Source organism: Selenomonas sp. oral taxon 149 str. 67H29BP (genome assembly GCF_000146365.1).
GTDB classification, from domain to species: domain Bacteria; phylum Bacillota; class Negativicutes; order Selenomonadales; family Selenomonadaceae; genus Centipeda; species Centipeda felix.
Genome location: NZ_GL397087.1, coordinates 1,562,539 through 1,581,611 on the forward strand (window position 1 = coordinate 1,562,539; position 19,073 = coordinate 1,581,611).

Annotated in this window: 10 protein-coding genes and 1 pseudogene; 6 read left to right on the top strand and 5 right to left on the bottom strand. The window is 60.8% G+C overall.

Features of this window, described 5'->3' with window-relative positions:
- The first annotated feature begins 4 nt into the window (after positions 1 to 4).
- The 6 genes and pseudogenes from HMPREF9166_RS07475 (at position 5) to HMPREF9166_RS13015 (ending at position 9,910) form a co-directional block, all read left to right on the top strand.
- Positions 5 to 2,134 carry a sulfatase-like hydrolase/transferase gene (locus tag HMPREF9166_RS07475; RefSeq protein WP_009753374.1) on the top strand — a complete coding sequence of 710 codons (2,130 nt, stop codon included), beginning with the start codon at positions 5 to 7 and terminating at the stop codon, positions 2,132 to 2,134.
- Between the two features lies 1 nt (position 2,135).
- A complete protein-coding gene (locus HMPREF9166_RS07480) occupies positions 2,136 to 4,295 on the top strand; it encodes a sulfatase-like hydrolase/transferase (protein WP_009753375.1) in 2,160 nt (719 codons plus the stop codon).
- 27 nt (positions 4,296 to 4,322) lie between these two features.
- Positions 4,323 to 6,436: pseudogene (locus HMPREF9166_RS07485) on the top strand (sulfatase-like hydrolase/transferase).
- Positions 6,437 to 6,456: 20 nt separating this feature from the next.
- Positions 6,457 to 8,568: a sulfatase-like hydrolase/transferase gene (locus tag HMPREF9166_RS07490; RefSeq protein ID WP_009753378.1), complete on the top strand. Its 2,112-nt coding sequence runs from the start codon at positions 6,457 to 6,459 to the stop codon at positions 8,566 to 8,568.
- A gap of 15 nt (positions 8,569 to 8,583) precedes the next feature.
- A complete protein-coding gene (aepY, locus tag HMPREF9166_RS07495) occupies positions 8,584 to 9,699 on the top strand; it encodes a phosphonopyruvate decarboxylase (RefSeq protein ID WP_009753379.1) in 1,116 nt (371 codons plus the stop codon).
- A gap of 85 nt (positions 9,700 to 9,784) precedes the next feature.
- Positions 9,785 to 9,910: a secretion protein HlyD gene (locus tag HMPREF9166_RS13015; RefSeq protein WP_071586101.1), complete on the top strand. Its 126-nt coding sequence runs from the start codon at positions 9,785 to 9,787 to the stop codon at positions 9,908 to 9,910.
- Positions 9,911 to 9,971: 61 nt separating this feature from the next.
- Here HMPREF9166_RS13015 and csaB read toward each other — a convergent pair whose 3' ends face one another.
- The 5 genes from csaB to secA all read right to left on the bottom strand — a co-directional run bounded on the left by csaB (position 9,972) and on the right by secA (position 18,956).
- Entirely contained in the window at positions 9,972 to 11,069 is a 1,098-nt protein-coding gene (csaB, locus tag HMPREF9166_RS07500) for a polysaccharide pyruvyl transferase CsaB (RefSeq protein WP_039981200.1), read from the bottom strand.
- Positions 11,070 to 11,442: 373 nt separating this feature from the next.
- Positions 11,443 to 13,494, bottom strand: coding sequence for a DUF5693 family protein (locus HMPREF9166_RS07505; RefSeq protein WP_009753381.1), 2,052 nt, complete (start codon positions 13,492 to 13,494; stop codon positions 11,443 to 11,445).
- Positions 13,495 to 13,768: 274 nt separating this feature from the next.
- Positions 13,769 to 14,443: a DUF2993 domain-containing protein gene (locus tag HMPREF9166_RS07510; RefSeq protein WP_009753382.1), complete on the bottom strand. Its 675-nt coding sequence runs from the start codon at positions 14,441 to 14,443 to the stop codon at positions 13,769 to 13,771.
- Between the two features lie 301 nt (positions 14,444 to 14,744).
- The gene (gene prfB, locus HMPREF9166_RS07515; RefSeq protein ID WP_009753383.1) at positions 14,745 to 15,851 is read right to left on the bottom strand and encodes a peptide chain release factor 2; all 1,107 of its coding nucleotides are present in this window, start codon (positions 15,849 to 15,851) and stop codon (positions 14,745 to 14,747) included.
- Between the two features lie 441 nt (positions 15,852 to 16,292).
- On the bottom strand, positions 16,293 to 18,956 hold the full coding sequence (secA, locus tag HMPREF9166_RS07520; protein ID WP_039981202.1) for a preprotein translocase subunit SecA: 2,664 nt from the start codon (positions 18,954 to 18,956) through the stop codon (positions 16,293 to 16,295).
- Positions 18,957 to 19,073 lie beyond the last annotated feature (117 nt).

The following is a 19,073-nucleotide window of genomic DNA, read 5'->3' on the forward strand; positions in this document are numbered from 1 at the left end:
AGATATGATGAGCGACGATTTCAGCGTGTTCTGGCGCAATAACGAGCGGGCATCTGCGCTCTTTTATGACCTCCTTGCGCGAGCAGAGCGTGGTGCCTACGACGACGACTTTCTCGCGCAGCTCGCCGCGTACCGCGAGGCGGGCGGGGATGCGGCACACGCCGACATCTTCGCGGCGCAGTATCTTCTCGCGAATGGAGATGCAGAGAACGCCGTTATCTGCGCGGAACGCGCCTTTCGTCTGCGCCCGCTCCAAGCGCCGATCTTCGAGGTGCTCTCGCGCGCCTATAAGGCGCGCGGCCGCTATGCTGACGCGCTCCTCATGCAGGGCTACACCAACCGGCTCACCGATACGCCAATCACCGTGGATGACTATCCGCATGAATCGATCACACAGGAGGCACTTGACCGCCTGTCCGTCGTCCTGTCTCATCCTTCGTTCGTGCCGCTCGCCACACGCGCGTCCTATGATCCAGAGGCGGGCATCACCACGATGGACGGGCTCTTTGCCGGCGAGTTTCTCCCCGCATCCGAAAACCACGACCGTGCCTACTATGTCGGTGTCCACGCGGAGCAAGGGCAGCAGGGCGATAAGGCATGGCAGCTGAAGAACATCCGTGATGCACAGGGCGTCGGTTACTTCGCTGCAGGCGACTTTGTCTTTGATCTGATGCGCGCGCAGCGTGCCCCCGGGGCAGCACATATCGAGCTCGCTCCCGGACAGGAGGTCGTCCTCCCCATCATCGGCACCGTGCTCCCCGCTGTCGGCGTGTGCCAGCCACAGCAGATCCACGTGCATTCTGCATCGGTCGACGCGCCCGGCTGGCTGAACGTTGCTACACCCAATTTTTATCGGCTTCGTGAGACGACTGACTTCTCCTCCGATCACGCATTTCTCGTCGGCACCCCGATCCAGATCGGACATCATCCACGACGCCGCCGTCTGGTACTGAATATCCTCGTCGATGCGCTCCCCTGGGAGATCGTCGGCAGCTGCTTCGCAGAGATGATGCCGCAGACGGCACGCTTTTTTGCGCGCGGGTTGATCTTCAATCAGCAATTCTCTGTCTCCGAGTACACCTATCCGTCGCTGGCGACCATCGAGACCGGGCTCTATCCACACCACAGCAAGATGTTCCACGACAAGATCCCCGTGGAGCTCTCCTCTAGCATCGCAACGATCTCGGAGCGTGCACGGGACCACGGCTATGCAACGGCACAGCTGATGGGATTCGGCATGGGGCTGTACGACGGGTGCATGCGCGGCTATGATCGCCTCATCGCAGCAATGTACCGTACGCCTGCCTACGAGGGGACAGAGCGCATCATCCGCCATCTGGACGGCATGCCCGACGCAGATCACTTCATCTATTTTCACACGGCAGATGCCCACCCATGGCCTGCGCCGCTCTTTCAGCAGGCAGCTACAGTGCAGGCCTCGCTGCCGCTTGCCGCACGTATGACGGATGAGATTCACGCGCCGCATAGCCCCTATCTCCGTCCGAGCCCCATCAATCAGGCATCGTTCCGCTATGGGGTGCGCAGTACGGATCGGGCTCTTGGCACACTGTTTTCCTATCTGGAGGAACACTATGCGCCGGAGGAGTACCTCGTAAACCTCTACTCCGACCACGGCGTCTCCATCTTCAGCCCAACGCCCTGCATCGTGGACAGCCCGCTGACCCATACGGCATGGATGATGCGCGGCGCGGGCATTCCCGAGGGGGTTATCACCGAGGAATTGACCAGCACGGCAGACATCCATCCGACGATGGCGCATCTGCTGGGTTTCCCCGGCGATGCCGATGTGGACGGCGTACTCCCGCACGTATTGGGCGGCCCAGGACGGGATGTTTCATTCAGCAACTCCCTCTACCCCGGCAAACCGTACTTTCTCGCGGTCCGCTCGGCATCGCATACGCTCTGCCTCGAAACAGAGGAACCGGTCCACACCGACGGCACCGTCGATCTCGCACGGGCAAACCTCGCCATCTATCCGCGTGAGCACGAGCGGGAAAATGGATATGAAATCGACGACCCTGCCCTGCGCGCATTCTTCTACCCGCGCGTACGGGATTTCCTAAAAGGCATTGCAGATAACGGGGAGATATTCCCGCCGCCAAAGGAGGCATGAGATGAGAGAAGACAACCGCGTATTCTGGCGCAACAATGCGCAGGCTTCTGCGCTCTTTTATGGTCTCCTCGCACGGTCGGAGCAGGATGCCTACGACGACGACTTTCTCATGCAGCTCGCCGCGTATCGTGAGGCAGCGCCCACGAGTGAGCACGCGGATATCTTTGCGGCGAAGTATCTCCTCCATCACGGTGACGCGGAGAATGCGGCGGTCTGCGCGGAACGTGCCTACCGAAAGCGCCCCGTGAACCGCGAGATCTGGCTGCTGTTGGCCGAGTCATACGCCCGGCTGGATCGTCCCGTCGATGCACTCACGATGTATGGATATGCCTATGGGCTCTATCTCTCCCCTGAGATTCCCATGGAGCTGCTCATGCGCGGCGGAAAGGACGGTCTTGACCGGCTCTCCGTCGCCGCAGGCATCGGAACAGGTGCCCCGATGACACAGAACCGCGCCTTCCTCGCAGGCGCAGATCATGCACTGGCGTTTCAGCTCGACGCCTTCGTGGGAGAGTATCTCCCGCTCACACCGCCCGAGGGAAGTGCACGCTACTGGGTCGCTACCTATGTCGATAATGCGTTCCTCTCGGATCAAAGTCAGCTGATCGAGAAAATGCGGCATACCGACGTCTTCGTCGATAAGATGCAGCGGGATTACCCGTTCTGTCTGCAAAGGGCACAAGAGGTACGCGGCCGTGTGACGATCGAAGTGCCGGAGGGGGCGGAGGTCATTCTCCCCATCGCAGGGACGGAGCCCCTGCAGGAGCTGACCCTCGCATCCAAGTCCCAACCGCCGGCATCCGCCTTTCTCGGCAAGTGGGCGTTTAGTCAGTTCCGCCTCACGGAGACGACCGAGATCACGCCTGCCTCTGATGCCGTCTATGCTGTCGGCACGCCGATCCGCCTTGGGCACAGCCCCGCGCGGCGAAAACTCGTGCTGAATATTCTCATCGACGGGCTCGCGTGGAATATCGCGCGCACGCACTTTCCCGATGCGATGCCGAACATCGCACACTTCTTCGCGCGCGGCACGATCTTCGACCAGCATTTCTCCACATCGGAGTGCACCTATCCATCCCTCCCCGTGATCGAGACAGGACGGTATCCGATTCATACGCAGGTATTCAACGAGCGGGACAGCCACGAAATCCCGCTTGCCTTTATGACGCTCTCGGAGTGTATGACGGATCTCGGCTACTATGCCGCCGCTCCGATGGGGGCAAGCGACAGTCTCTGCTGCGGTGCTCTGCGCGGCTATGATCAGCTGAATGTGACGGCGTGGAAGCAACCCTCGGCGGAGTGTGTTGACCGCACCATCATGCAGCTCGAGACGTTCGACGAGACGGATCAATTCCTCTATCTGCATCTCTCCGACGTGCATCCGTGGAATGCCAAGGGGCTTAAATTCCACCCTGCCGTAGAATCGCATCTGCCGCTCTCAGAGCGACTGTTTGAGATCGATGAGCATATTGCCAGTGTGCGCCTGCCCAAGCTCAAGATCTATCAGGAGCAGTTCTGGCGGAGTCTTCGCCGCGCGGACCGCAATCTGGCACAGCTGTTCACCTACATCGAGGAGCACTACGCAGAGGAAGAGTATCTTGTCAGCGTCTACTCCGATCACGGCAACTCGATCTTCAGCGCGCCCGTGAACGGCGTGATGGACGTGATTGCCGAGAACTCAACGCGTGCCCTCTGGATGATGCGCGGTGCCGGTGTCCCCGAGGGGCGCATCGTAGACGAGCTGACCAGCTCGGCGGATCTCTATCCGACACTCGGTGCGCTCTGCGGTTTCCCCGCGGCAGAGGACATCGACGGCAATCTGCCGGCGGTCTTTGGCGGAAAAGAGCGTGATGTGGTATATAGTATGTCGATGTTCCCGGGACAGACATATAAGCTCGCCGTGCGCACCCACGACCATGCGCTGCGCCTGGAGACGCAGGAGAAGGTCGACGAGGACGGTACGGTGAATTTTGCAGATGCGCGTGTGGGGATCTATCCGCGTGCCCACGAGCTCGAGGAGGACTACGCCGTCGACAGCGCGGAACTGCGCGCATTCTTCTACCCGCGTGCACGCGGCATTGTCCGCGCGATCGCGAACAACGGGGAGTTCTGGCCCGCAATGCGCGCCGCACGACCGGAGTGGTTTGGCGGACAGCCCTAAAAAGAGCAGTCGAAAAAGGAAAACGATATGACAAGCGACGATTTCAGCGTATTCTGGCACAACAACGAGCGGGCTTCTGCGCTCTTTTACGATCTCCTCGCACGCGCGAAGCAGGACGCCTACGACGACGACTTTCTCACGCAGCTCGCCGCATATCGGGAGGCAGGCGGGGATGCAGTGCACGCCGATATCTTCGCGGCGCAGTATCTTCTCGCGAATGGAGATGCAGAGACCGCTGCCGTATGCGGAGAACGCGCCTACCGCAAGCGCCCCCTAAATCCTGCTGTATGGAATGTACTGGCCTCGGCCGATGAGCAGCGTGGCGACGGCCTGAGCGCTGCGATTTTTAGAATCTATCTCCATCGTTTTACACATACGCCGCTCCCCGCTTCCCTGCCGCAGGGACTGAATGCGGCTGCCCTTGCCCGGCTCACACGCGCGATGAACGGTGCGCTGAATGCACCGCTGGCAAAGTCTCGTGCCATGTGTGATGGCGGTGTACTCGTATTTCGTCCCGATGTCTTTGTCGGAGAATACGTCCCGATCACCACGCCGGAGGGAAGTGCTAGCTATTGGTGCGGGACCTATGCCGACGGCGGTTTTCTCTCCGACCGCTCCTATATGATGGCAGACGCACGTTCAAAGGATTGGTTCCAGGACAATATCTGCCGCGATTTCCCATTTGATCTGCAAAAAGCGCAGGAAGTACACACGACGGTGAATATCGACGTACCAGAGGGACGTGAGGTACTCCTGCCCATCGCAGGAACAAAGCCGCTGCAGGAGCTCATCATCAGCACGCCCACCCACGCAGATCAGCTCGCCTATCTCGGTCAATGGTTCTACAGCTATATGCGTCTCTCCGCCCCTACGACGATCACCTGTGAGGAGCCCGCGCCATTCGCTGTGGGAACGCCGATCCTCCTCGGGCACAGCGCGCGGCGGCATAAACTCGTACTGAATATCCTCGTCGATGCTCTGCCATGGAATATCGTGCGTACGCATTTTTCCGAATGGATGCCGAATATCGCGCGATTTTTTCCAAGGGCACGATTTTCGATGCACATTTCTCCACATCGGAGTACACGTACCCCGCACTCCCCGCAATCGAAACGGGACGATACGCCCACCACACACAGCTTTTTCAGGCGGATGCCAGTCACGAGCTCTCACGCGCGTTCCTGACGCTGGGCGAATGCATGAAGGATCTCGGGTACTACACCGCCGCCCCCATACTGACGACAGACAGCATCTACAACGGAACCATGCGCGGCTACGACCGGCTGATTTCAACGGTATGGAATCAGCCCTCCGGCATCGGTGCAGAGCGAGCCATCCATCACATCGAGGCATTTGGCGAAGCGGATCTCTTCACCTTTCTCCATTTCTCTGATATCCACCCGTGGGATGCGATGGGGTTCAATTTCCATACGGCGGTCGAGACGCATCTGCCGCTCGATCAGCGCCTCTTCGCTTGGGAGAAGGCGACGGCGAGCGTCCGCCTGCCGGATTTTGAGATCTACAAAGCGCAGTTCCGGGCAGGTCTGAGGGATGTTGACCGCAATATCGGTATGCTGCTTTCCTATATCGAAAATCACTACGAAGACGATGAATACATCGTCAGTCTCTACTCCGATCACGGCAGCTCTGTCTTCACCCCGCGCCGGGATGAGGATCCGCTCGACATCATCGGAGAGAACTCGACCATGGCGGCATGGATGATGCGCGGGGCGGGCGTGCCAAGAGGCGTGATCGCAAACGAGCTGACCAGTGCCGTCGATCTCTATCCAACCCTGGGGGCTCTTTGTCATTTTCCCGTCGCCTCTGACATTGACGGAAATTTGCCCGCTGTCTTCGGCGGTACGGCACGCGACGCTGTATACTCTTTCTCCCTTTACCCAGGGCAGACGTTCAAGCTCGCTGCACGGACAGCCACGCACGCGCTGCGGCTGGAAACAAAAGATGTCACGCAGCCGGACGGTACGGCGGATTTTGCGGAGGCATGCGTCGGGATCTATCCGCGCGGGCATGAGCTCGCGGCGGGCTGCTCCTTAGACAGCGCAGAACTGCAGGCGTTCTTCTACCCCCGCGCACGGGATTTTATCCGCGAGATCGCAAACAACGGGGAACTCTTCATGTGACTTCCACGAAAGGGATATGTATGCCAAACGAGCTCACATCTTTCTGGCGCAACGATGAATATACGCAGGGGCTCTTTTACGGTCTCCTCGCACGCGCGGAGCAGGACGCCTACGACGACGACTTCCTCATGCAGCTCGCCGCATACCGCGAGGCGGGCGGGGATGCGGCGCACGCCGATATCTTCGCGGCGCAGTATCTTCTCGCCAATGGGGATGCGGAGAATGCCGCCCTATGCGGGGAGTGCGCCTTTCGGATGCGTCCCGCTGAGCCTGCGGTCTGGTCTGTCCTCAGCCGTGCCTATCTGGGGGCAGGACGCCATGCAGATGCTCTCGTCATGCAGGGCTACGCACTGAACTTCTTTCACGTCCCGATCGCACTTAACATCCCTGCATCGGTGCTGACACAGGAGACACTCGACCGTCTGTCCATCGCGGCCGGAAAGGCGAACTACGCCCCCTATGCGCTGAGCCGAATGCACTACTCGCCAGAGACGGGGCTGGAGGCTGAGTCCTCCGTGTTCTTTGCGGAGTTCCTGCCCGTCTCCCAGCACATCACGCCTGCGTACTATGTCGGTGCCTACGCAGAGCAGGAGGTGCTCGGAAACAAGCACTGGCTGATGAACGCCATGCGCAATACGCCCGGCCTTGCCGAAAATGTCGGCGGGGATTTCACCTTTGACATCATGCGCGGTACGCGTGCGCCAAAGGAGGCAGCGATTCACGTTGCGCAGGGGACGGAGATCATTGTCCCCGTCATCGGCACGGCAGCAGGGCAGACACTCTGTGCGCAGACGACGACGGTCAGCGACGTTGCGCCGCTCAATCCCGATGCGCCGAACTATTTTCGGCTGAATGAAGACACGGCGCTCTCATCGGAGGAGGACTTCATTGTCGGCACACCGATTCATATCGGTCACAGCCATACGCGCCGAAAGCTCGTGCTGAACATTCTCCTCGATGCGCTCCCGTGGGAAGTGATGGAGGCTTCTTTCGCGGATGATATGCCGCACACGGCGCATTTCTTTGCACGCGGCACGACATTTCACCAGCATTTTTCCGTTCACGAGTATACCTATCCCTCACTTTCGACCATTGAGACGGGGATGTATCTGCAGCATACGGGAATATTCAGTGAGTGGCAGGCCATCGAGCTGCGTGAGGAGATCATCACCATCGCAGAGCGCGCACGCAGCGCGGGATATGCGACGTCGAACCTCGTCGGCGATGCCATCGGAATATACAACGGTGTGACGCGCGGCTATGACCGCCTCGTCGTTACGCCCTATTGTACCTTCGCCCACGATGGGACGGAACGAACCATACGCTGTCTGGAGGGCTGCGGCGATGCAGATCACTTTATTTTTCTGCACCTGAACGATATCCATCCGTGGAACAGTGGACTTTTTCAGATTCCTGCTGCGGCACAGATGCGCCTCCCCCTCGTGGATCGTCTCCCTGAGGCCAAGGCACACGTCCCCAGTCCCTATCTGCGTCCGAGCGGATTTTACCAAGCAGCGTTCCGGCAGTCCGTGCATAGCGCGGATCGTACGCTCGGCATGCTGTTCTCCTATATCGAGGAGCACTATGACCCCGCTGATTATCTCGTGAGTCTTTACTCCGACCACGGAGTATCCATCTTTAGTCCGAACCCCTATATCGTCGATGCCCCGCTGACGCATGCCGCATGGATGATGCGCGGGGCGGGGGTGCCCGAGCGTGCGGTTGTGGACGACCTGACCAGTGCCGTGGACATCTACCCGACGCTGTGTGCGCTCCTCGGGTTTCCCGTCGATGCCCCGGTGGACGGCATCCTCCCGCGTGTCTTCGGGGGAGCAGGACGGGAGATTGCATACAGCAACTCCATCTTCCCTCGTAAGGAATACTTTCTCGCGGCGCGCAGCAGGGACTACACCCTCTGTCTGGAAACACCGAATGTCGCCTCCGTCAGTGGGACAATCGACCTGCAGTATGCCAAGGCGGAGATCTACCCCCGTGCACACGAGAAAGAGGCTGGATATGAAATCGACGATCCTGCCCTGCGAGCCTTCTTCTACCCGCGCGTGCGGGAGTTCCTAAAGGGCATCGCGAGCAACGGGGAGGCATTCCCGCCGCCGAAAGAATCAAACGCATGATAACAGGAGGATACGATGAACGCAAACGATCTCATTGCCGCCCTTGGAGCAGAGTTCTTTACGGGCGTGCCCGACTCGAAGCTCCGCCCGCTCGTCGACGCTCTGATGGATACCTACGGGGCGAACAGCCCGTCACACATCATCGCGGCGAATGAGGGGAATGCGGCGGCACTCGCGGCGGGCTATCACCTCGCGACGGGCAAGGTGCCGCTCGTCTACCTGCAGAACAGCGGGCTCGGCAACATCGTCAATCCCCTGCTCTCCCTCCTCCACGCGGGGGTCTACGGCATCCCGTGCATCTTTGTCATTGGCTGGCGCGGCGAGCCAGACCTCCACGACGAGCCGCAGCATCTCGTACAGGGGCGCCTCACGCTGCCGCTCCTCGAGACGATGGGCGTCAAGACGATGGTGCTCACGGAGGCGTCCCAGCCGGAGGATGTCTCCGCGTGGATGGAGCAGATCCGCCCGCATCTCGCTGCCGGCGGACAGTGCGCGCTCCTCGTCCGCAAGGGAGCGCTCACGCATCCGAAACACAAATACGCAAATAAAAATCCCCTGCGGCGCGAGGATGCCATCGCACGGATCCTCGATGCGGCACAGGGCGCTGTCGTCGTCGCAACCACGGGGAAGACGGGACGCGAGCTCTTTGAGCTGCGCGCGGCACGCGGTGAGGAGCACGCCCATGACTTTCTCACCGTCGGCTCGATGGGGCACGCGGGGGCGATTGCTCTCGGCATCGCCCTCCACCGCCCGTTGCAGCGCGTCTTTCTCCTCGACGGAGACGGCGCTGCCCTCATGCACATGGGGGCGATGGCGACCATCGGTGCCGCCGCTCCGCCGAATCTCGTCCACGTCCTCCTCAACAACGAGGCACATGAGAGCGTCGGCGGCGCACCGACAGCGGCGCATACGGTGGACTTTCCCGCCGTCGCGCGTGCCGTCGGCTACCGTCTGGTGCAGACGGCGGCGGATGCGGCAGCGCTCGCGCAGGTACTCCCTGCAGTAGGGAGGAGTGATGCGCTCACCCTTCTTGAGGTGCGCACCGCCATCGGCTCGCGCGCTGACCTCGGCCGTCCGACAACAACGCCGACGGAGAATAAGGAAGCTCTGATGCGGGCACTACGGGAATAAAAAAAGAGCATTGCATTGGCGAATCACCCGTGCAGTGCTCTTTTAAGGAATCGCTGATAAAATGAGGTCTGCCATATTGACGTAGATTTTTTGTCCGATTGAGGCAGCAAGCCGGACGCATAGCAAAGGCTATGTGGAGGATTTGCTAACGAAAAGCGGGCGAAAAAGATGCGTTAAGATGGTAGCGCCGAATTTATCAGTGCTTCCTTAATATGTGATGTTGTTAATAATCAAGTTGGAACGTCCCAGCAAAGAGGCTTTGTTTTTCCCCATTACTGTTTCCCGTGAATTAGTCCCAATGCGAGCTCGGCGTTGCGTGCGGCGAGGCTGCGCATCTGTGCGAGGAGGTCCGCGTTCGCCGCCGTAAATTCGCTGCGTGCCGCCCATTTGCGGCGGACTTCCTTGAGGACGCTCGCGGTGGTGATATCCTGCAGGTCGTTGACGGGTTTTTCCCCGATGGAGCGCAGGAAGCGGTCGACCTTCGGATCGTAGGAGATGCCGATCATGGGGACGCCCATGACACCTGCAAAGATGAGGGCGTGCAGGCGCACGCCGATCATGAGGTCCATGTTCGCGACGAGGGAGAGGAGCTCTGCGGTCGTGTATTCGCCCGTGAGGACGGTGCAGTCCTCCTTTGTCCATGCGGCGACGGTCTCCGCCGTCCGCACGTCTTCGGGGTACTGCATGGGGAGAAAGATGACGCGTGCATCGAGCTCGCGGACGATGGCGTCGCTGATCTCGGCAAGGATTTCCTTGTAGTGCTGCCAGCCCTGCCAGTCGCGTACGGAGATGCCAACGACGGGGCGCGCGCCGTCCGCTCCGCAGGCAGCGAGGATGGCGCGCCCTGCCTCGCGCCCGACGGGATGGATGCCGAGTACGGGGTCGGCGGTGCACTCCATCGGCGGACGGCGGATGCCGAGGCGGCGCAGCTCTGCCATGGAGCCCTCGTCGCGCACGGTAATGAGGGAGACGCGGTTGCCGAGCCAGCGCATGCAGCGGCAGGCGAATTTCCCCGTGACGGGACCGATGCCCTGCGCGTAGAGCATCGTGCGTTTGCCGAGGAGGAAAGCCAGCAGGATGACCGCCATGTAGTAGTAGAGACTGCGGCGGCTCGTGACGTTCTGGAGCAGGCTGCCGCCGCCGCTGATGAGGAGGTCGGCGTGCCGCATGGCGCGGAAGATTCCGCGCGCGTCAAGCGAGCCGACCGCATGGACGCCGTGGCGCCGCTCAGTGTCGGCAGGGTTGGCTGAGATGACCGTGATATGAAGTTCCGGGTCCAAATCTCCGAGCACCTCGAGCATCGCCGCGAGCATGGCCTCATCGCCCGCGTTCTTCGCACCGTAGTACCCGGATACAACGATCCGCTTCATCAGGTAAAGCGCCCTCCGTTCCGTTTTCCCATTCCTATGACGATTTTCCTGCGCCGCCCATGGCGCCCCTTCCACCATGCTCCGCATGGTCCCCCTCCCCCGTGTCGCACGGGGGAGGCTTTTGTTTCACCGTAATCGCAGCCATGCAGTACTCCGTAGCAAACCCTAGTGGAGCGAGCGGAAGAGAGGGCACGTTCTGCCCCCCTGCGGATTTTAACCGTTCAAGCGAAGCGCGTTTGGAATCCGCAGGTATTTAGGCAGATAAGTGCCCGACCGCTTGCGTAACGAGGGTTCTGCGAGGAGTAGCAGGGCACTCATACACGGATGCCGAGCGAGGTCCTCTCGCAGGGGAGGCTTCGTTTACGGCAGCAGTTCAACCAGCCCGCTTCACCCGCTCCAAGAGTCCATTCCACGCCGCGACGAGGGCGACGAGGACGGCACCGATCGCACCGCCGAGGAAGATGCCGCCGATGCCGCGCACGAGCGACATCTCGATCGGCGTGCGCATGTGTGCGAACGTCTCGACCATGGAGCCCTGTCCGATGGTTGCCACGAGGACGAGGGCAAAGATGATCCACGTCCGCCACCGCCGTACCGCCGCGCAGAGTGCGAGCAGGAAGGCGGGGTGTCCGATCATGAACTCCTTCGTGCGCGGACGTGCGTAGAAGAGCTGCTCGAGCGCGGCACGCATTTTCAGCTCGATCCCGGGCACGGGCATTCCTGAGGTGTGCCCACTGCGCAGGACGAGGACGATGAGCGCGCCGATGAGGACAAGGCCGCCGAGGAGCGAGCCGATGCGCACGGGGGTCGCGAGTATCTCGCGCACCTGTCCGAGGACGCCCGCCGACGCGTCGAACTGCCCATCAAAGATATCAAAGCGCTGCATGAACGCAATCGCCACGAGCACCATCGGCAGGACAAAGGTCAGCTTGATCCCGCGGAAGATGTCGAACTCGAGGAGATAGCGCGTATCGACGAGTGAGCCTGAGAGATAGCCCGCGCCGACGAGGGAGAGCGCACTCGTGATGCCGAGGAGCACCCAGCCCGCGACGATGATGCGCCATGTGGGCGTATCCTTTGCGAAACGCCGTCCGCCGAGGAGATCGAGCAGCCCCGTGATGGCGAGTGCCGGAAAGAGGTTCGCGCTCGCGAGTGCCGCGAGCATGCGGATCTTGCTCCCCGCGCCGAGCAGGACGGGCATCATACCGATGAGCGCAAGCACGACGAAGGCGAGGAGCACTGCACGACGGCGGCGGTTCAGCGCCGGAATGACGAGCGAGAGATAGAGCACGCCCGCCGCGGCGACACCCATGATGACGAGTGCGCGCAGGAGGCGGGACGGCGCGTAGTCCGCAAACGTCCCCGCATGGCCAATGGCAAAGCCGTGTGCCTCAAGTGCCTTGCGCGTATCGGTGAAGTACTTCATATTCGTCTCAAGGAGAGACATATTGGGCGCAGGCGTATCATAGATGCGCAGGAGATTGATGCGGATGTTGCGCTCCTCATCCGTCGTCACCCAGCGCTCGACCGCCTCGGCGATCTTGAGTTTTTTCTGCTCATCGGGCGGGATGGCGTAGAGACGCGCGACGTGCTCCTCTCCGAGCCCCTTTGCGATCTCGTCCATGCCCTGCTGACGGTAGAACTGCAGCTGCGTGATGCCCTCGATCAGGCCGAGCGTCAGGCGGCGCTCCTTCATCTCGTCGATGGTCGTCTGCAGTGCCTTCGGCGCACCGAGCGTCTCCTGTCCCGAGAAGACAATGGCAGAGACGCGGATGCCCTCCATGCGGTCAAAGACGGCGCGCACATCGTCCGGCGTGCAGTCGTGGTAGTTCGACGGGCGCGCGAGTACGTCAAAACCTGCTGCGTTGACGGCGCGCATCTCGTCTGCCGGCATCCCAATGTTCTGTTTCAGGAACGCCTCGTAGAACGCCTTGACCGCGATGACCTCCTCGTCGCCGACCGTATCGACGGTGACGCGATCCGCACCGAAGCGGCGCAGGAGGTCATCCTTTAGCTGTGCGTAGGTCTCGGGGTCGCTCCCCACGACGTAGACCTCCGTGCCGACGATCTTCCCCTCGTCCACCAGCGTGCGCCAGCGCGGATCCATGAGCATCCCGCTGTGATAGCGCGCGAGGATGTCCGCACCCGAGAGGACGGCCGCCTTGCCGTTCGCGTTGAACTTCTTGAACGTCGTCTCATAGACGGCGAGCGAGGTGATGCCCACCTCCTTTGCCTGAGCGAGCACCTCATCGGCGGGGAGCCCCTCGCGCTGTGCGAGCTCCAAAAGCCCCTCGTAGTCGATGGCGAGCTCCACCGTGCGCGAGTTCACCTCGACGGCGTGCCGCTGGAAGCCGATCACGACACTCGCGACAAAGCCGATGAGAATCGCCGCCAGCAGAATCGGATGATAGTAAAATTTCTTCATCTAAAATAAGTCCTTCGATATAATGCAGCGTCCATGCTGCGCGCTCTGTACCAAATAAGTGTGAAAATGAGGGTGAAAAATAATGGTATCTATTCCCACGCAGGCTGCGGTGACAGCAGCAAACCCTAGTGGAACGAGCGAGGAAAACGTGCGGTACCCCCCGACGAATTTCTTCGTCCAAGCGAAGCGCGTTTAGAAATTCGTCGGTATTTAAGTGTACAAGCACGTGATCGCTCGTGCAACGAGGCGTTTGCGATGTTACCGCACCGAAGCCTTACTTTCCAGCCGTCAGCACCACCACGCCGTCCCGCGCCTCGACGCTCTCAAAGGCGAGCCCGAGAGGCAGACTGTTGGCACGCGCGACAAGAATGTCGGGGAGGATGCTGTCGAGGCTCAGTGCATTCAGTCCGAGCCCGCGCGCGGAGATGCGGCGTGCCTTGTAGTAGAGATCGCCGTCCGCGACGCTGAACGCGCCGTCGATGGTCACGTCAAACGTCTGCCCGAGCGCCTTCGTCTCTGCCGTTGCGAGCACCTTGCCGGGCTCCACCTTCACCTCGACGCCCTCGAACTTGCCCGAGGAGCTGCCGATCAGCTCGCGCACGGCATCGGCATCGACGACGCCGCGCATCTGGACGCTGTCGGCGGAGGTGAGTTCCACCTTGTGCTCGCGCAGGAGGGTCATCATATCCACCTTGAGTCCCGTGCCGCTGACGGTAAGCTCTCGCACGAAGAGCTTACCGACGCGCCCCTGCCGCATGACGCCGTCGACGGCGCCGATCTCGCCGAAGACAAGACGCGGGCTGTCCGTAATGGAGATCTGCACATCCTCCGCCGCCGTCTGCTGCTTCAGCGCATCGACGATGTGCTCCTCGACGACGGTCGGCAGGACGAATACCGCTCCCGCCGCAATCAGCGCGAGGATGAGAATGGCCGTGACTGCCTTCCACATGATGAACCCTCCTGTCAATAATCGCCTCCCCTGCCACAGCGGGGGAGGGGAACCGCGCAAGCGGTGGAAGGGGCACCTCAGACGACTGCAATGATGCGTCTGCATCGATGCAGATGTTCCTCAGGCACCGGCGCCCCTATCGGCACGCGAAGCGTGCCACATACTGACCTGTCCGAGAGGCAAGTCCATCGGACGCAGCCGATTCGGGTAACAGGTCGTACGGGAAAACGTCCCAAGAGTATGAATACGATTGGTCGACGTTGACCGCTCCCCCATTGCGATGGGGGAAGCCAAACTTCTCTTAAAACTCGTGATTTGCCTTGGCGTTGAGATACGCGCGGATGAATGGGTCGAGTTCGCCGTCCATGACCGCCTGCACGTTGCCCGTCTCGGCGTTCGTGCGCACGTCCTTCACCATCGTATAGGGCTGGAACACGTAGGAGCGGATCTGGCTGCCCCACTCGATCTTCTGCTGGACACCCTCGAGCTTTGCGATCTCCTCTTCCTTTTTCTCCTGTTCGAGCTCAAAGAGCTTCGCGCGGAGCATCTTCATGCACTGCTCCTTGTTCTGGAGCTGTGAGCGCTCGTTCTGGCACTGCACAACGATGCCCGTCGGCTCATGCGTCATGCGCACGGCGGACGAGGTCTTGTTGATGTGCTGTCCGCCCGCGCCGCTCGCGCGATAGTAGTCGACGCGCACATCGTCCATGTTGATCGGCACCTCGACCGCGTCGTCGATCTCGGGCATGACATCGCACGCGGAGAACGACGTGTGTCGCCGTGCCTGCGAGTCAAACGGCGAGATGCGCACGAGACGGTGAACACCCTTCTCCGACTTCAAAAAGCCGTAGGCGTTGTGCCCCTTGATAAAAAGCGTCGCGGACTTGACGCCCGCCTCATCGCCCGGCTGCAGGTCGGCCGTCTCCACGGTAAAGCCGTGTCGCTCCGCCCAGCGTCCATACATGCGGAGGAGCATCTGCGTCCAGTCCTGCGCCTCCGTTCCGCCCGCGCCAGCATGGAGCGTCAGGATGGCATCGTTCGCATCGTAGTCGCCCGAGAGCAGCACCTCGAGCTGCAGGGTCTCAAGTCCCTCCGCGATGAGATCGAGCTCGGCGCGGATATCGTCCTCCATGGACGCATCCCCCTCCTCGATGCCCATCTCGTAGAGCGTCTCGGCATCCTCGTACTTTGCCATAAGCCCCTTGTAGGTATCGACGCCGCCCTTCAGCGCGGCGAGTTCCTGATTCAGCTTCTGCGCCGCCGCCGCGTCGTCCCAAAAGGACGGCTCGCCCATCTTGTACTCGAGCTCTGCGATCTTCTCCTCCTTCGCGGGGATCTCGAGCGAGATGCGCATCTGATCGAGCTTCTCGCCCAGATCATTCAGTGTCGGTTTCAGATCTTCCAGCATAGTTTATTCCTTAAAATGTAAATCCCTATTTCCTGTTCAACGTGATATAACAGCGGACCGTTCAAAGCGCCCCCACCGGCTCACTCCGTTCGCCACCTCCCCCGTACCGACGGGGGGAGGCTTTCGTATTCAGTAGAATGCGGCAGGATGCTCATAAGCAAACCCTAGTGGAGCAAGTGAGTAAATACTGACCTGTCCAAGAAGCAAGTCCGTAGGACGAAGCTGATTGGGAAACAGGTCGTATGGGAAAACGTCCCAAGAACACAAGCGTCAGCGAAGTGTGATTGGATGACGTTGACCGCTCGTGCGACTCGCCCCCGGCGTACTTCTTTCGTTCAAGCGCAGCGCGTTTAAGAAGTGCGCCGGTATTTAGGCGAACGAGCACGCGATCACTTGCGCAACGAGGCGTTTGCGTTGAGCATCCGTCGCAAAGCCTAATCATCATTTATCCTTCCCGTGGCAGTTCTTGTACTTCTTGCCGCTGCCACAGGGACACGGATCGTTGCGCCCGATCTTTTTGCCGTCCTCATTCTTCTCCGCCTTTGCCTCGGCAGGCGCAGACTCATCGCCGTGCGAGACGCGCGCGTTCATGAGATGGTTCTCGAGCTTCGAGCGCTCGCGTGCGAGCAGCTGCTCGGCGCGCTGCTGTGCCGCCGCATCCACGACGGGCGCGGGCAGGGGCGCTGCCCCCTCCGCCGCAGCCGGCGCACTGCCGTCCACCGTGCCCTCCTGTGCGGGCCCAACCGGCGTGACGATGCTCACATGGTACATGAGCGAGGCGATCTGATCCATGATCGCCGCCTCCATCTCCTCGAACATCGTGAGTGCCTCAATCTTGTACTCGACGAGAGGATTGCGCTGGCCGTAGGCGCGCAGGTTGATGCCCTCGCGCAGCATGTCCATGTGATCGAGGTGATCCATCCACTTCTGATCGACGACGCGGAGCATGACGACCTTTTCGAGCTCGCGCATATTCTCCTCGCCGAACATCAGCTCGCGGTTCTTGTAGCCCTCCTCGGCGACCTTCTCCAGTTCCTCTTGGATCTCGTCGCGTGCGAGTGCCTCGAGCTCCGCCTTCTTGAGGCGGCCCTTCGGGGCGTAGACCTTCTCCGCGTCCTCGATGAGGGCGTCGAGCTGCCATTCCTCGGGATAGAGTTTCTCGTTCGCGTACTGCGCCATCTCGTCCTTGATGATGTGTTTGACCATCGCGAGGATGTTGTCGCGCAGGTTCTCACCGAGCAGGATCTTCTTGCGCTCGCCGTAAATGACCTCGCGCTGCTGATTCATGACGTCGTCGTACTCGAGGACGTGTTTGCGGATGTCGAAATTGCGTGCCTCGACCTTTTTCTGCGCGTGCTCCACCGAGCGCGTGATGATCGCATGCTCGATCGGCTCGTCCTCGTCCATGCCGAGGCGATCCATGATGCCCGCGATGCGGTCGGAGGCAAAGAGGCGCATGAGATCGTCCTCCAGTGAGAGGAAGAACTTCGACGCACCGGGGTCGCCCTGACGGCCCGAGCGGCCGCGCAGCTGGTTGTCGATGCGCCGCGACTCATGCCGCTCCGTGCCGATGATGTAGAGGCCGCCGAGCTCCTCGACGCCCTCGCCGAGCTTGATGTCCGTGCCGCGGCCCGCCATGTTGGTCGCGATCGTGACCGCGCCCTTTTGTCCTGCATTGGCGACGATCTCGGCTTCCTTTTCATGGAACTTCGCGTTCAGCACGACGTGCGGGATGCCGTTTTTCTTCAGGACGTGCGACATCTCCTCGGACTGCACGATGGAGGTCGTACCGATGAGGACGGGCTGCCCCGTCTCGTGGATCTCCTTGACCGCCTGTCCGACGGCGCGGTACTTGCCCGCCTTGGTCTTGTAGATGACGTCCGGCTCGTCGACGCGACGGATGGGCTTATTCGTCGGGATGACGATGACTGGCAGCTTGTAGATCTTGAGGAACTCGTTTTCCTCCGTCTTTGCCGTGCCCGTCATGCCCGCAAGTTTGTCATACATGCGGAAATAGTTCTGGAATGTGATGCTCGCGAGCGTCTGCGACTCGCGCTGGATCTTGACGCCCTCCTTCGCCTCGATCGCCTGATGGAGACCGTCGGAGTAGCGGCGCCCCTCCATGAGGCGGCCCGTGAACTCATCGACGATGATGATCTCATCGCCCTTCACAACGTAGTCGCGGTCGCGGTGCATGAGTGCCTTGGCGCGCAGTGCTGCCGTAAAGCAGTGCGAGAGCTCGATGTTCTCGGGGGCGTAGAGGTTCGAGATGCCGACGATCTTCTCGATCTTCGGAACGGCGGAGTCCGTCGGTGCGACGGTCTTGGCCTTCTCATCGACGGTGTAGTCCTCGCCCTCCTTCAGGTGGCGGACGGCCTCCGCCATGACGCGGTAGTTGTCCGTCGACTTCGTGCCGGGGCCCGAGATGATGAGCGGCGTGCGCGCCTCGTCGATGAGGATGGAGTCCACCTCGTCGACGATCGCATAGTGCAGATCCCGCTGCACCATCTGGCTCTCGGAAAGCACCATGTTGTCGCGCAGATAGTCAAAGCCGAACTCGTTGTTCGTGCCGAACGTCACGTCGGCGGCATACGCCGCCTTGCGCTCGGGGAAGTCCATGTTATGTGCAATGAGGCCGACCGTCAGCCCGAGGTAGCGGTAGAGTTTGCCCATCCACTCGCTGTCGCGGCGTGCAAGGTAGTCGTTGACCGTGACCATGTGGACGCCCTTGCCCGCGAGTGCGTTGAGGTAGACCGCCGTCGTCGCGACGAGCGTCTTGCCCTCGCCGGTACGCATCTCGGCGATGCGCCCCTCGTGGAGGCAGATGCCGCCGATCAGCTGTACGTCAAAATGCCGCATGCCGAGCACGCGGCGCGAGCCTTCGCGCACGACCGCAAACGCCTCGGGGAGGATCTCCTCCATCGTCTCCCCCTGCGCGAGCCGCTCACGGAATTTCTGCGTATAACCCGTCAGTTTGTCATCCGTGAGGTTCACCATCGACGGCTCGAGCGCGTTGATCTGCTCCACGATGCCGCGGTAGCGCGCGATCTCCTTGTCGTTGTTGTCGCCGAGGAATCGCTTGAGAATCGAAGATATGCCGAACAAATATTTCACACTCCTGTGCTGCTGGTCACCATAAACCGATTGAAAGACAGTATTCGTTTCATTATAGCACACGGTAACGTCTTTGCACAAGAAATCTTCAAGAGCCCCCGTTCGTGG